This window comes from Rhizobium sp. JAB6 (genome assembly GCF_003024605.1).
GTDB lineage: Bacteria > Pseudomonadota > Alphaproteobacteria > Rhizobiales > Rhizobiaceae > Rhizobium.
Genome location: NZ_PYJQ01000001.1, coordinates 547,613 through 560,747 on the forward strand (window position 1 = coordinate 547,613; position 13,135 = coordinate 560,747).

At 61.9% G+C, this 13,135-nt stretch carries 11 protein-coding genes; 9 read left to right on the forward strand and 2 right to left on the reverse strand.

The annotated features are described in order from the left end of the window. Positions 1 to 101 precede the first annotated feature (101 nt). Entirely contained in the window at positions 102 to 1,139 is a 1,038-nt protein-coding gene (galE, locus tag C7U61_RS02710) for a UDP-glucose 4-epimerase GalE (protein ID WP_106996577.1), read from the forward strand. A 14-nt stretch (positions 1,140 to 1,153) separates the two neighbouring features. Here galE and C7U61_RS02715 read toward each other — a convergent pair whose 3' ends face one another. After that, the gene (locus C7U61_RS02715; protein WP_106996578.1) at positions 1,154 to 2,080 is read right to left on the reverse strand and encodes a LysR family transcriptional regulator; all 927 of its coding nucleotides are present in this window, start codon (positions 2,078 to 2,080) and stop codon (positions 1,154 to 1,156) included. A gap of 172 nt (positions 2,081 to 2,252) precedes the next feature. Between C7U61_RS02715 and C7U61_RS02720 the strand changes: the two genes are divergently transcribed. The 8 genes from C7U61_RS02720 to mmsB all read left to right on the forward strand — a co-directional run bounded on the left by C7U61_RS02720 (position 2,253) and on the right by mmsB (position 10,709). Next, positions 2,253 to 3,461 carry an ABC transporter substrate-binding protein gene (locus C7U61_RS02720; protein ID WP_106996579.1) on the forward strand — a complete coding sequence of 403 codons (1,209 nt, stop codon included), beginning with the start codon at positions 2,253 to 2,255 and terminating at the stop codon, positions 3,459 to 3,461. 15 nt (positions 3,462 to 3,476) lie between these two features. Continuing rightward, a complete protein-coding gene (locus C7U61_RS02725; protein ID WP_106996580.1) occupies positions 3,477 to 4,259 on the forward strand; it encodes an ABC transporter ATP-binding protein in 783 nt (260 codons plus the stop codon). A 2-nt stretch (positions 4,260 to 4,261) separates the two neighbouring features. Beyond that, on the forward strand, positions 4,262 to 4,963 hold the full coding sequence (locus tag C7U61_RS02730) for an ABC transporter ATP-binding protein (RefSeq protein WP_106996581.1): 702 nt from the start codon (positions 4,262 to 4,264) through the stop codon (positions 4,961 to 4,963). 2 nt (positions 4,964 to 4,965) lie between these two features. Further along, entirely contained in the window at positions 4,966 to 5,853 is an 888-nt protein-coding gene (locus tag C7U61_RS02735) for a branched-chain amino acid ABC transporter permease (protein WP_106996582.1), read from the forward strand. Position 5,854: 1 nt separating this feature from the next. After that, on the forward strand, positions 5,855 to 6,838 hold the full coding sequence (locus C7U61_RS02740) for a branched-chain amino acid ABC transporter permease (RefSeq protein ID WP_106996583.1): 984 nt from the start codon (positions 5,855 to 5,857) through the stop codon (positions 6,836 to 6,838). 273 nt (positions 6,839 to 7,111) lie between these two features. Then, complete coding sequence (locus tag C7U61_RS02745; protein ID WP_106996584.1) at positions 7,112 to 8,707, forward strand: GMC family oxidoreductase N-terminal domain-containing protein; 1,596 nt, start codon at positions 7,112 to 7,114, stop codon at positions 8,705 to 8,707. Between the two features lie 39 nt (positions 8,708 to 8,746). Then, complete coding sequence (locus C7U61_RS02750; RefSeq protein WP_106996585.1) at positions 8,747 to 9,805, forward strand: enoyl-CoA hydratase/isomerase family protein; 1,059 nt, start codon at positions 8,747 to 8,749, stop codon at positions 9,803 to 9,805. 22 nt (positions 9,806 to 9,827) lie between these two features. Beyond that, positions 9,828 to 10,709, forward strand: coding sequence for a 3-hydroxyisobutyrate dehydrogenase (mmsB, locus tag C7U61_RS02755; RefSeq protein WP_106996586.1), 882 nt, complete (start codon positions 9,828 to 9,830; stop codon positions 10,707 to 10,709). A gap of 116 nt (positions 10,710 to 10,825) precedes the next feature. Here the strand turns inward: mmsB and C7U61_RS02760 are convergent, their stop codons facing one another. Next, on the reverse strand, positions 10,826 to 12,895 hold the full coding sequence (locus C7U61_RS02760; protein ID WP_106996587.1) for an ATP-dependent helicase: 2,070 nt from the start codon (positions 12,893 to 12,895) through the stop codon (positions 10,826 to 10,828). Positions 12,896 to 13,135 lie beyond the last annotated feature (240 nt).

Here is a 13,135-nt window from a genome sequence, read left to right on the forward strand (position 1 = left end):
CCATCCCCACAATCTTTCCCGCCAGGCCTTCCGCTTTTAATCAATTCCGCAGGGGAAACGGTCTCATATAACGCCGATAAGACTTGGCGGGGACGCGAAGAATGACTGTCTTGGTGACGGGCGGAGCCGGCTATATCGGCAGCCATATGGTCTGGAGATTACTGGATGCGGGCGAGGACGTGGTGGTCCTCGATCACCTGTCGACCGGCTTTCGCTGGGCGGTCCCGCCGGCGGCCCGTTTCTATCTCGGCGATATCGCCGACGAAGCGCTGCTGCATCAGATTTTCGCCGAGAGCGACATAGAGGCCATCATCCACTTCGCCGGTTCGGCGGTCGTCCCGGTATCGATCGAGGACCCTCTTTCCTACTATGAGAACAATACCGGCAAGACCCGTATTTTAATGAGCGCCGCGGTCAGGGCCGGCATCCGCCATTTCGTCTTTTCTTCCACCGCCGCCGTCTATGGCCAGCAGCCTGCGGAGCTGCCGGTCTGCGAAAATGCGCCGCTGCGGCCGGAATCGCCTTACGGCCAGTCCAAGCTGATGTCGGAGCTGATGCTGCGCGATGCCGCCGCCGCCTATGATTTCCGTTATGTGGCGCTGCGCTATTTCAATGTCGCCGGCGCCGATCCCAACGGGCGGGCCGGTCAGTCGACGGACGGTGCCACCCACCTCATCAAGGTCGCTTGCGAGGCGGCCCTTGGCCGCCGTCTTCAGGTGACCATTTACGGCACGGACTACGCCACGCACGACGGAACAGGCGTTCGCGACTACATCCACGTCAGCGATCTCGTCGACGCGCATCTTGCGGCCCTGCGGCACTTGCGCGATGGCGGCGGATCGCTGGTTGCCAATTGCGGCTATGGCCAGGGCTATTCCGTGCTTGACGTGCTCAACATGGTCATGCGCGTCCATGGCCGCGCCTTCCGCATCGACATTGCTCCGCGCCGGCCTGGCGATATGGCGAGCATCGTCGCAGATGCGACGCTTGCCCGTTGCGAACTGGGCTGGACGCCGAAATACAATTCCCTCGAAACGATCGTCCGTTCGTCGCTGGACTGGGAGCTGTATCTTGCCGAGCGTGCGAGATTCGACGTCGCCGGCCTCGCCAAGGTCTATGCCGCTCCAAGCGTGCTGTAACGCATCTGACGAACTCAGCTTTCCGGATGTCTCCAGGGCCCCAGAAAGGCCGGGGCATTCTTGCGCACGGCGTCCGCCAGGAAGTCGATGACGGTGCGCACGCGCGGCGATTGGCGCAGGTCACGATGGCAGGTGATCCAGTAGTGACGCCTGAGATCCACCTCATGCGGCAGGACGACCTGCAGATCAGGGTGCTTGCCGGCGATGAAGAATGGCAGCACGCATAGGCCTTGACCATTCTTGGTCGCCGTCAGCTGCGCGAAAATGCTCGAGCTCTGGAATTGCGGCCTGATGCGCGGATGGACGTCATCGAGATAATCCAGGCCCGGCGCGAAAATCATGTCCTCGATATAGCCGATGAAGGCGAAGTCCGGCAGGTGGTCGCGGCTTTCGATCGGCGGATGGCGGGCGAGGTAATCGCGCGATCCGTAGACCTGCAGATGATAGTCCGTCAGTTTTTCGGTGAAGTAGGGGCCAGCTTTCGGCGGGTCGAGCACCACGACGATATCGGCCTCCTTGCGCGAGAGCGACATGATCTGCTGGATCGTGATCAGCTCCAGCGAAATGTTCGGATGCCGGGCCGCGAATTCCGGCAGGACGCCGGTGAAGAAGAAGTTTGAAAAGCCCTCCGGCGCGCTGATGCGGACAACACCCCGTTGTGCCGCCGATCCCGCCGAAAGATCGGCGCGAAGACGTTCCGTTTCCTGCTCCATATGCTCGGCCGTATCGACGAAGCGCTGTCCCATGCTGGTCAGCATATAGCCGCGTGGATTGCGTTCGAAAAGTTTGACTTTCAAGGCGAATTCCAGCCGGTCGATGCGCCGCGAGACCGTGGCATGGCTGCTGCGCAATTGCCGCGCGGCGGTCGAAAGCTGCCCCGTTCGCGCAACGGCAAGGAAGAACTGCAGGTCGTCCCAAGTAAAGTGCGGCGTGCGCTTCATGCATCCTCCTCTGTGCAAAAATGAACAGACCTTGTTTGGAATTAGTTGCAATCGCGACTTGCGTCAACGCGCGAATTCCGTGATCTTGGCGGTCGGGAAAAGCCGTTTTGAGCAAAGCGGCTGGCCAATTTTGAACAGATTCGTTTTTGCCAAATCTCTGGGAGGAGAGGACATGCGAAAGAGTCTTATTGCGTCCGTTGCATTTCTGCTTGCAGCCAGCACTGCTGCTTTCGCCGCCGGCCCGTCCGATGGTGTCGTCAAGATCGGCATCCTCAACGACCAGTCCGGCGTCTATGCGGATTTCGGCGGCAAGTCGTCGGTAGAGGCCGCCAAGATGGCTGCCGAGGATTTCGGCGGCAAGGTTCTCGGCGTGCCGATCGAGATCGTCGATGCCGACCATCAGAACAAGCCCGATATTGCTTCGAACATCGCCCGCCAGTGGTATGATCAGGACAAGGTCGACGCGATCATGGAGCTGACGACCTCTTCGGTGGCGCTCGCCGTGCAGGCGGTCGCGAAGGAAAAGAAGAAGATCGATATCGTCACCGGCGCTGCCACGACCGATCTCACCGGCAAGCAATGCTCGCCCTATGGCTTCCATTGGGCCTATGACACGCATGCGCTGGCCGTCGGCACCGGCGGCGCCCTCGTCAAGCAGGGTGGCGATACCTGGTTCTTCCTGACCGCGGATTATGCTTTCGGCTATTCGCTCGAGCAGCAGACCAGCGATTTCGTCAAGGCCAGCGGTGGCAAGGTGCTCGGCTCCGTCCGCCACCCGCTGTCGACGAATGATTTTTCGTCCTTCCTGCTGCAGGCTCAGTCGTCTGGCGCCAAGGTCATCGGCCTTGCCAATGCCGGTCTCGATACTTCAAACGCCATCAAGCAGGCCTCCGAATTCGGCATCACTCAGGGCGGCCAGCATCTGGCGGCGCTGCTCTTCACGCTGGCCGAAGTGCACGGCCTAGGCCTGCAGGCGGCGCAAGGACTGACGCTGACGGAAGGCTATTACTGGAATCTCGACGACAAGAGCCGCGAATTCGGCAAACGCTTCTTTGCCCGTACCGGCAAGATGCCGAATATGATCCATGCCGGCACCTATTCCGCCGTGATGCAGTATCTGAAGGCCGTGCAGAAAGCCGGCACTGATGACACCGAGGCCGTTGCCAAGCAGCTGCATGAAATGCCTGTTGATGATTTCTTCGGCCGCGGTGGCACGGTCGGCGCCAACGGCCGCATGATCCACGACATGTATCTGCTTCAGGTGAAGAAGCCCGCTGACAGCAAGGAGCCGTGGGACTACTACAATGTCTTGGCGACGATCCCCGGCAAGGAAGCCTATATCGATCCGGCCAAGAGCGGCTGCGACCTCGTCAAGCAATAGGGCTTGGAACAGCCCATGGCGATGTCCGCGACACATCTTCATGAAGAGCCCCGGGTGGTTTTGTCCGCCCGGGGACTGCGCCGCGATTTCGGCGGCTTCACCGCCGTCAAGAATGTCGATCTCGATGTGCGTCACGCTCAGGTCCATGCGCTGATCGGGCCGAACGGCGCCGGCAAGACGACGGTGTTCAACCTGCTCACCAAGTTCCTGCAGCCGACGCACGGCACGATTACGCTGCTCGGCACCGATATTACCAAGACAAGACCTGACAAGGTCGCGCGCATGGGTCTCGTGCGCTCCTTCCAGATATCGGCCGTCTTCCCGCATTTGACCGTGCTGGACAATGTCCGCGTCGCCCTGCAGCGGCCAAACAATCTCGCCCACCAGTTCTGGCGGCCGCTCTCGGCGCTCGACAGCCTCGATGTCCGCGCCGAACAGCTCATCGCTTCCGTCGGGCTATCGAAGGAGCGCGATGCCATCGCCGCCGATCTTTCCTATGGTCGCAAGCGTGTGCTGGAGATCGCAACGACGCTTGCGCTCGATCCGAAGGTGCTGCTGCTCGATGAGCCGATGGCCGGCATGGGGCTGGAGGATGTGAACACCGTCTCGGCCATCATCCGCGATGTCGCGCGCGACAAAGCCGTGCTCATGGTGGAGCACAATCTCTCCGTCGTTGCCGATATCTGCCATCATGTCACAGTCCTGCAGCGCGGCGAGATCCTCGCCCAGGGTGACTATGCGACTGTCAGCCGGGACCCGCGCGTCCGCGAAGCCTATATGGGCACGGAGGAGGCTTGACGATGGCGCCGCTTCTGGACGTTCAGGGCCTCAATGCCTGGTATGGCGAAAGCCACATCCTGCATGGCGTCGATATGAAAGTGGGCGAGGGGGAAACCGTCACCATCCTCGGCCGCAACGGCGTCGGCAAGACGACGACCCTGCGCACCATCGTCGGTATCGTCCGCGCTCGCAAGGGCAGGATTGCATTTGCCGGCAAGGATATGATGCAGGTGCCGCTGCACAAGACGGCGCATCAGGGCATCGGTTTCGTGCCGGAAGAGCGCGGCATCTTCTCGACGCTCAGCGTCTATGAAAATCTGATGCTGCCGCCGGTCGTGGCATCGGGCGGCATGACGCTTGACGAGATTTTCGAGCTGTTTCCGAACCTGCATGAGCGGCGCAACAGTGTTGGCACAAGGCTGTCGGGCGGCGAGCAGCAGATGCTCGCCATGGCCCGCATCCTGCGCACCGGCGTCCGCATGCTGCTGCTCGACGAACCGACGGAAGGGCTTGCCCCCGTCATCGTCCAGCGCATCGGCGAAGTCCTGCAGAAGCTGAAAGGCCGCGGCATGACCATCTTGCTCGTCGAGCAGAATTTTCGCTTTGCCAGCCGCATCGCCGATCGCTTTTATCTGATGGATCACGGCCGGATGGTCTCGGAATTCCCCGTCGGCGAACTCTCCGAGCGCATGGATATGCTGCACAAGGTTCTGGGGGTCTGAGCATGACGACGATATTCGGCATCCCCGCCCAGGCGCTTCTCGGTCAATTGCTGATCGGGCTCATCAACGGTTCCTTCTATGCGCTCCTGAGCCTCGGTCTCGCGATCATCTTCGGCATGTTGCGGGTCATCAATTTCGCCCATGGCGCGCTCTATATGCTTGGCGCCTTCACCGCCTATCTGCTGCTCGCCTATACCGGCATCGGCTATTGGCCGGCCCTCGTTCTGGCGCCGCTGATCGTCGGCCTGTTCGGCGCGCTGGTGGAAAGACTTTGTCTGCGCCGCCTCTACAGGATCGATCCGCTCTACGGATTGCTCTTCACCTTCGGCATGGCCCTGACCATCGAAGGGACCTTCCGCTATCTTTACGGCTCCTCCGGCCAGCCCTATGCCGTTCCGACGGAGCTGGCGGGCGCGAAAAATATCGGCTTCATGTTCCTGCCCGTCTATCGCGGCTGGGTGGTCATCGCCTCGCTGGTCGTCTGCATCGGCACCTGGCTGCTGATCGAAAAGACCAAGCTCGGCGCCTATCTGCGCGCCGCGACGGAGAATTCCACACTTGTGCAGGTTTTCGGCGTCAACGTGCCGGTGCTTCTGACCTTCACTTACGGTTTCGGCGTCGCGCTCGCCGCCTTTGCCGGCGTGCTGGCAGCACCGATCTATCAGGTTTCGCCGCTGATGGGATCGAACATGATCATCATCGTCTTTGCCGTGGTCGTCGTGGGCGGTATGGGCTCGATCATGGGCGCGATCGTCACAGGCTATATGCTCGGGATTGCCGAGGGCCTCACCAAGGTTTTCTATCCGGAAGCGTCCAACATTGTCATCTTCGTGATTATGGCAATCGTGCTGCTTCTGAGGCCTGCGGGTCTCTTTGGCCGGGAGGCGTGACATGGCTGGATTAATCAGCTCGAGTTCCAAAGAACGTCCGAAGCTTTCCGTGCAGAAGCTGTTGCTGATCCTCGGCCTTGTCGGTCTGATCTGGGCGCCGTTTTTCATCTATCCGATCTTCGTCATGAAGGTGCTCTGCTTCGCGCTGTTTGCCTGTGCCTTCAATCTGCTGCTCGGCTATGCGGGCTTGCTCTCCTTCGGTCATGCCACCTTCTTCGGCGGCGCCGCCTATTTCACCGCCCATGCGGTGAAGGAGTGGGGGCTTCCGCCCGAACTCGGCATCCTGATCGGCGTTGCCGGCGCGTCGCTGCTCGGCCTCGTCATGGGTTTCGTCGCCATCCGTAGGCAGGGCATCTATTTCGCGATGATTACGCTGGCGCTCTCCTACATGTTCTATTTCTTCTGCCTGCAAGCGGCATTCACCCATGGCGAGGACGGCATTCAGTCAGTGCCGCGCGGCAACCTCTTCGGCGTGCTCGACCTCAACAACTCCTTCAACATGTATTATTTCGTCCTCGCGGTCTTCCTGATCGGCGTGCTGATCATCTGGCGTTTCATCAATTCGCCCTTCGGCATGATCCTGAAATCGATCCGTGAGAACGAGCAGCGGGCGATCTCGCTCGGCTATTCCGTCGCGCATTACAAGCTCGGCGCCTTCGTGATGTCGGCCGCACTTGCCGGGCTTGCGGGTGCCGTCAAGGCGCTGGTCTTCCAGTTCGCGACGCTCACCGATGTCGCCTGGCAGATGTCCGGCGAGGTCATTCTCATGACGCTCCTAGGCGGTATTGGCACGCTGATCGGGCCGATTTTTGGCGCAGGATTCGTGGCGACGCTGGAAAACTATCTCGCCACCTCGGAGTTCCCGGTCACCATCATCACCGGCATCGTCTTCATGGTCTGCGTCCTGCTCTTCCGCCGGGGGGTTGTCGGCGAATTCTATGCTTCGCGGCTGGGACGGAAGCTGGGGTTTGAATATCGGCGCTAGCGATTTGAGTTTCCTTCTCCCCGCCCGCGGGGAGAAGGTGCCCGAAGGGCGGATGAGGGCTATTTCGAGTTTGATCGGGAAGCCGGGGTTTGCTGTACCTCCTGGCCCCTCACCCTACCCCTCTCCCGGCAGGCGGCAGGGCTATCGCATATGGGGCGGATCAGCACCGGAAATTCCTTCTCCCCGAGGGGAGAAGGAGGTGCGAGGCAACGACCTCACTTCATATGCGATTGCCCTGCCGCAGGCGGGGAGAGGGAACTACTGAGTTTGGACATGGATCGCTTCGACTACATCATCATCGGTGCCGGCAGCGCCGGATGCGTGCTCGCCAACCGGCTTTCGGCCGACCGCAACAACAGGGTGCTGCTGCTGGAAGCGGGTGGCAATGACAATTACCACTGGATCCATATCCCGGTCGGCTATCTCTATTGCATCAACAATCCCCGCACCGACTGGTGCTTCACCACATCGCCGGAAGCGGGCCTCAACGGTAGGTCGCTGAACTATCCGCGCGGCAAGGTACTGGGTGGCTGCTCCTCCATCAACGGCATGATCTACATGCGCGGCCAGGCGCGTGACTACGATCTCTGGCGGCAGCTCGGCTGCGCCGGCTGGGGCTGGGACGACGTGCTGCCCTATTTTGTCAAGTCCGAGGATCATTATCGCGGCAAGGACGAAATGCATGGCGCAGGCGGCGAATGGCGGGTCGAAAAGGCGCGCGTGCGCTGGGCCGTGCTCGATGCCTTCCAGGCTGCGGCCAAAGAGGCCGGCATTCCCGAAACGGCGGATTTCAACCGCGGCAACAATGAAGGTTCCGGCTATTTCGACGTCAACCAGCGCTCCGGCATCCGCTGGAACACGACGAAGGCCTTCCTGCGGCCGGCGATGAAGCGCGGCAATCTCACCGTCTATACCAAGGCGCAGGTCCGCCGCCTGATCGTCGAGGAGGATGCGGTGACCGGCGTCGACTTCCAGCATAACGGCGTGGCGAAGCGCGCCTATGCGAACAAGGAGACGGTGCTGTCGGCCGGCTCCATCGGCTCGCCACATATTCTCGAACTCTCGGGCATCGGCCATGGTGAGGTGTTGCGCAAGGCCGGCATCGAGGTCGTGCGCGAGGTCCGGTCTGTCGGTGAGAACCTGCAGGATCATCTGCAGCTTCGTCTCGCCTATAAGGTGACCGGTGTGCCCACGTTGAACGAGAAGGCGACGAAGCTGATCGGCAAGGCGGCGATCGGCCTTGAATATCTTGTTCGCCGCTCAGGGCCGATGGCGATGGCGCCGAGCCAGCTCGGCATCTTCACCCGCTCCGGACCGGATAAGGAAACGCCGGATCTGCAGTATCACGTGCAGCCGGTCTCGCTCGAAAAGTTCGGCGATCCCATCCACCCGTTTCCGGCGATCACCGCGAGTGTCTGCAATCTACGGCCCGAAAGCCGCGGCTCGGTGCATGTGCGCAGTCCCGATTTCGCCATGCAGCCGGCCATCAGCCCCAACTATCTTTCCGCGGCCCGCGACCGGGAGATCGCCGTTCGCTCCATTCGCCTGACGCGGCGTATCGTGGCGCAGCCTTCTTTCGCCCGCTTCAGGCCGGAGGAGTTCAAGCCGGGACCGGCCTATGAGACCGATGCCGATCTGGAGCGCGCCGCCGGTGATATCGGCACGACGATTTTTCATCCGGTCGGCACATGCCGCATGGGCGGCGATGCGCAAAGCGTCGTCGACCCCCGCCTGCGGCTCAGGGCATTGGCACGGCTGCGCATCGCCGACGCCTCCATCATGCCGTCGATCACATCGGGCAACACCAACTCGCCAACCATCATGATCGCGGAGAAGGCAGCCGAAATGATCCTTGCCGACAACAGATAAATCTTTGAGGATCGGTCGCGGCCAGGACAGGAGATTTGCATGGACAGCACGGACGAACTTCTCATCGAGCGGCGCGGATCGGCCGGGATCGTCAGGCTCAACCGCCCGAAGGCGCTGAACAGCCTGACATTGCCGATGGTGCGGATCATTGCTTCCGCCTTGGACGAGTTCGCCGCCGATCCCGCAATCGCCAGCGTCATCGTCATGGGCGAGGGGGAGCGGGGCTTCTGCGCCGGCGGCGATATCCGTTTGCTGCATCGAAGCGGCAAGGAAGGCACCGATGAAGCGGAAACCTTCTGGCGCGAGGAGTTCCTGCTCAACCACGCCATCTCGCGCTATCTCAAACCCTATGTCGTACTGATGGACGGCATCACCATGGGTGGCGGCGTCGGCCTCTCGGCCCACGGGAGCCATCGCGTCGTCACGGAGCGCACGCGCCTTGCCATGCCCGAAACCGGCATCGGCTATTTTCCGGATGTCGGCGCCACCTGGCTGCTGCCGCGCGCGCCGGGAGAGGCCGGCACTTGGATGGGCTTGACGGGCCAGACCGTCGGGGCAGCCGATGTCATTCATGCCGGTTTTGCCGATCACTGTGTCGCATCCTCCGCATTGCCGGCTCTGATCGACGTCATAGCAGCGCTGCCCGCTTCCGCCTCCGCTGCCGACGTGCACGCTCGCATCCGGACGATGGCCGTAGATGCCGGTGAAAGCCGGCTTGCGGCAAATCGTGATGTGATCGACCGGGCGTTTTCAGCAGATACGGTGGAGGAGATTATAAAGGCCTTGGCCGATGAGCCGGGAGAATTTGCCGCGGAAGCCGCAAGTGTGATTGCCAGCCGCTCGCCGACCAGCCTGAAGCTGGCCTTGCGGCTTCTAAGAGCAGGGCGAAAGAGCGCCAATCTCGCCGAATGCCTCAATCGTGAACTCGGCGCCTGTAAGGGCATATTGTATAGTCACGATTTCTACGAGGGCGTGCGCGCTGCCGTCATCGACAAGGACCGCAATCCGAAATGGTCGCCGGCGAGCCTTGCCGAAGTGACGGCTGCCGATATCGACCGCTTCTTCGTACCGGCGCAGCCGCCGCTTTTCGCAAGATAACCGATCATGGGAGGAAAACATCATGACACGGATCGCTTTCATCGGCCTCGGCAATATGGGAGGCCCGATGGCCGCCAATCTCGTCAAGGCCGGCCATGCCGTCACAGGGTTCGACCTCTCGCATGATGTGCTGAAGGCGGCCGAAGCGTCGGGAGTAAAGCCTGCCAGCGTGCTGACGGAAGCCCTGGCGGATGCGGAAGTGGTGGTGACCATGCTGCCGAAGGGCCAGCACGTCCTGACCGTCTGGACCGATGTGCTGCGCTCCGTCCCCAAGGGAACCCTGGTGATCGACAGCTCCACGATCGATGTCGACAGCGCCCGCAAGGCACATGCGATGGCAAGCGACGCAGGCTGCCTCTCGCTCGATGCGCCGGTCTCCGGCGGTACGGGAGGTGCGGCGGCCGGGACGCTGACTTTCATGGCCGGCGGCTCGGCGGAAAGCTTCGCGGCTGCGAAGCCGCTGCTTGAGGTCATGGGCAAGAAGATCGTCCATTGCGGCGATGCCGGCGCCGGCCAGGCCGCGAAGATCTGCAACAATATGATCCTGGGTATTTCGATGATCGGCGTCTGCGAGGCCTTCGTGCTCGGCGAAAAGCTTGGCCTCTCGCACCAGGCATTGTTCGATGTCGCCTCCACGTCGTCAGGCCAGTGCTGGTCGATCAATACCCACTGCCCGGTGCCCGGTCCGGTGCCGACCTCGCCCGCCAACAACGATTACAAACCCGGCTTTGCGGCAGCGCTGATGCTGAAGGACCTGCGCCTCTCGCAGGAAGCGGCGTTGTCGAGCGGCGCGTCGACGCCTCTGGGTGCGGAAGCGGCGCAGCTCTACGCGCTCTTCGAAAAGCTCGGCAATGGCGGGCGCGATTTTTCCGCGATCATCGAGATGTTTCGCGAGGCGAAGTGAAAAGGGCAGGATGGCTGGCGAGGTTACCGCTCGCGGGGAGAGGGCTGGGTGACGGGCCAGGCGCGAAGCTGCGGCGTCAAAGAACATGCCTGACCAGCCGTCCTCAATAACCCAACTCACCGCCACATGCCGCGCATGCGCGCCCCGACATCGACGCGTACCTCCCGCGCCCGGATGGCGGCGGCGCTTTCAGCCCGCGCCTGCGGCCAGCCGCAAACCTCGAAGAACTGCAGCAAGGTTGCCGGGATGAAGCGGGTACGCGAGGCGAAGACATGCTTGTCGCCCTGTGCATGCTGGCCGTGTACGAAGAAGCGCTGCGGAATGACGAGATCGAGATTGTCTTTCGCCCGGGTCATGGCGACGTAGAGCAGCCGCCGTTCTTCCTCGATCTCGGCAGATGATCCGACGGCGAGATCGGCGGGGATGCAGCCGTCGACGGCGTTGAGGATGAAGACCTTCGTCCATTCCTGGCCCTTGGCGGAATGGATGGTCGATAAGATCAGATAGTCCTCGTCGAGCAGCGGCACCCCCGCCTGGTCGCTGGTGGCGTCTGGTGGATCGAGCGTCAGTTCGGTGAGGAAACGCTCGCGCGAGCCGTAACCCGCGGCGATCTGTTCGAGCTGGACGAGATCCGCCTGGCGGGTCGCCGCATCCTCATGCGCGCGCTCCAGATGCGGCTCGTACCATTGGCGGACCAGGCCGATTTCCGCCGGCCATCCGGCTTTGCCGCTTTTGATCTCGCGCATCGTTTCGACAAAAGCGGTCCAATCGTCTCCTGTGCGCGGTGGCGGCGGGAGTTCGGTTAGCGCCGTGATCGGGCTCGCCTCTTCGCCGATCTGGTCGAGCACGCGCTGCGCGGTGGAGGGGCCGACACCGGGCAAGAGCTGCATCAGCCGGAACCCCGCCACACGGTCGCGCGGGTTTTGGGCGAAGCGCAGCGCCGCCAGCATGTCCTTGACATGGGCGCTATCGAGAAACTTGAGGCCGCCAAATTTGACGAAGGGAATGTTGCGCCGGGTGAGTTCCACTTCCAGCGGGCCGCTATGGCTCGAGGTGCGGAAGAGCACCGCCTGTTGCTTGAGCCGTGTGCCGCCCTCGCGATTTTCCAATATCTGGTCGGCGATGTAGCGCGCCTGGTCGGCCTCGTCGCGCACCGTCACCAGCCGCGGCCGCTCGGTGCTTTGCCGCTCGGTGCGCAGGTTCTTAGTGAAGCGCTCCGAGGCGAGATCGATCACGGCATTGGCGGCTGCCAGGATCGGCTGCGTCGAGCGGTAATTGCGGTCGAGCGTCACGATATCGGCAGAGGGCGTGAAAGCCTTGGGAAAATCGAGAATATTGCGTACGGTCGCGGCACGGAAGGAATAGATCGATTGCGCATCGTCGCCGACGACGGTCAGCCCGCGGCCATCGGGCTTGAGCGCCAGCAGGATGGAAGATTGCAGCCGGTTGGTGTCCTGATATTCGTCGACAAGCACATGATCGAAACGGCTGCCGATGTCCTCGGCGATCAGCGGCTCCTGCAGCATATGCGCCCAATAGAGCAGCAGGTCGTCGTAGTCGAGCACGTTCTGCGCCTGTTTCGCCTCGACATAACAGGCGAAAAGATCGCGCAGCTGCTGCTCCCACATGGCGCACCAGGGGAAATGATCGCGCAGCACGCCATCGAGGGGCGCTTCCGCATTGACGGAGCGTGAGTAGATGGCAAGACATGTCGCCTTGGTCGGGAAGCGGTTCTCCGTCTTGGAAAAGCCGAGGTCGTGACGCGCAAGGTTCATCAAGTCGGCGCTGTCTTCCCGGTCGTGGATCGTGAAGGCCGGGTCGATGCCGATCTGTTCCGCATAGTCCCGCAGCAGGCGCGCGCCGATGCCGTGAAACGTGCCGCTCCAGGCCAGCGCGTCGGCGGTAATCCCGGCATTCGCACCCAGCACCTCGCGGCAGATGCGCTCGACGCGGCGGCCCATTTCGGCGGCGGCGCGGCGCGAAAAGGTCATCAGCAGGATGCGGCGCGGATCGGCGCCCTTGACGATCAGATGCGCGACACGATGGGCAAGCGTATTCGTCTTGCCGGAGCCGGCTCCGGCGATGACGAGCAGCGGCCCTGCAATATGACCGTCGCCTGCAGTCGTGCCATGTTCCACCGCCAGCCTTTGCTCCGGGTTCAGCTTTTCCAGATAGGCGGCGGTCATCAACTCTCCTGAATACCTCCGGCGGCAGATGCGGAGCGCGAAATGCGGCGAATCGCAAGCGCGAAAATATAGGGACGTTCTATGGATGTTCCGAATCGCTAAAGCCTGTCAAGATTAACGGGCCGCGCACGCGGATGTGACCTCTGGCGCAAGAATCTTATACGGATTTGCGCGGGTCCGGCTCGAAAAGGACTTTCCTCGTGCTTATGTATCATTTTGGCGCAGCATTTTGAGTTTTTG

What these genes read in the sequence shown, in the direction of transcription:
- C7U61_RS02745 (WP_106996584.1), top strand. Translation starts at nt 7,112, where the DNA reads ATGGATCGCTTCGACTACATCATCATCGGTGCCGGCAGCGCCGGATGC.
- C7U61_RS02720 (WP_106996579.1), top strand. Translation starts at nt 2,253, where the DNA reads ATGCGAAAGAGTCTTATTGCGTCCGTTGCATTTCTGCTTGCAGCCAGC.
- C7U61_RS02750 (WP_106996585.1), top strand. Translation starts at nt 8,747, where the DNA reads ATGGACAGCACGGACGAACTTCTCATCGAGCGGCGCGGATCGGCCGGG.
- C7U61_RS02730 (WP_106996581.1), top strand. Translation starts at nt 4,262, where the DNA reads ATGGCGCCGCTTCTGGACGTTCAGGGCCTCAATGCCTGGTATGGCGAA.
- C7U61_RS02740 (WP_106996583.1), top strand. Translation starts at nt 5,855, where the DNA reads ATGGCTGGATTAATCAGCTCGAGTTCCAAAGAACGTCCGAAGCTTTCC.
- C7U61_RS02725 (WP_106996580.1), top strand. Translation starts at nt 3,477, where the DNA reads ATGGCGATGTCCGCGACACATCTTCATGAAGAGCCCCGGGTGGTTTTG.
- C7U61_RS02760 (WP_106996587.1), bottom strand. Translation starts at nt 12,895, where the DNA reads ATGACCGCCGCCTATCTGGAAAAGCTGAACCCGGAGCAAAGGCTGGCG.
- C7U61_RS02715 (WP_106996578.1), bottom strand. Translation starts at nt 2,080, where the DNA reads ATGAAGCGCACGCCGCACTTTACTTGGGACGACCTGCAGTTCTTCCTT.
- mmsB (WP_106996586.1), top strand. Translation starts at nt 9,828, where the DNA reads ATGACACGGATCGCTTTCATCGGCCTCGGCAATATGGGAGGCCCGATG.
- galE (WP_106996577.1), top strand. Translation starts at nt 102, where the DNA reads ATGACTGTCTTGGTGACGGGCGGAGCCGGCTATATCGGCAGCCATATG.
- C7U61_RS02735 (WP_106996582.1), top strand. Translation starts at nt 4,966, where the DNA reads ATGACGACGATATTCGGCATCCCCGCCCAGGCGCTTCTCGGTCAATTG.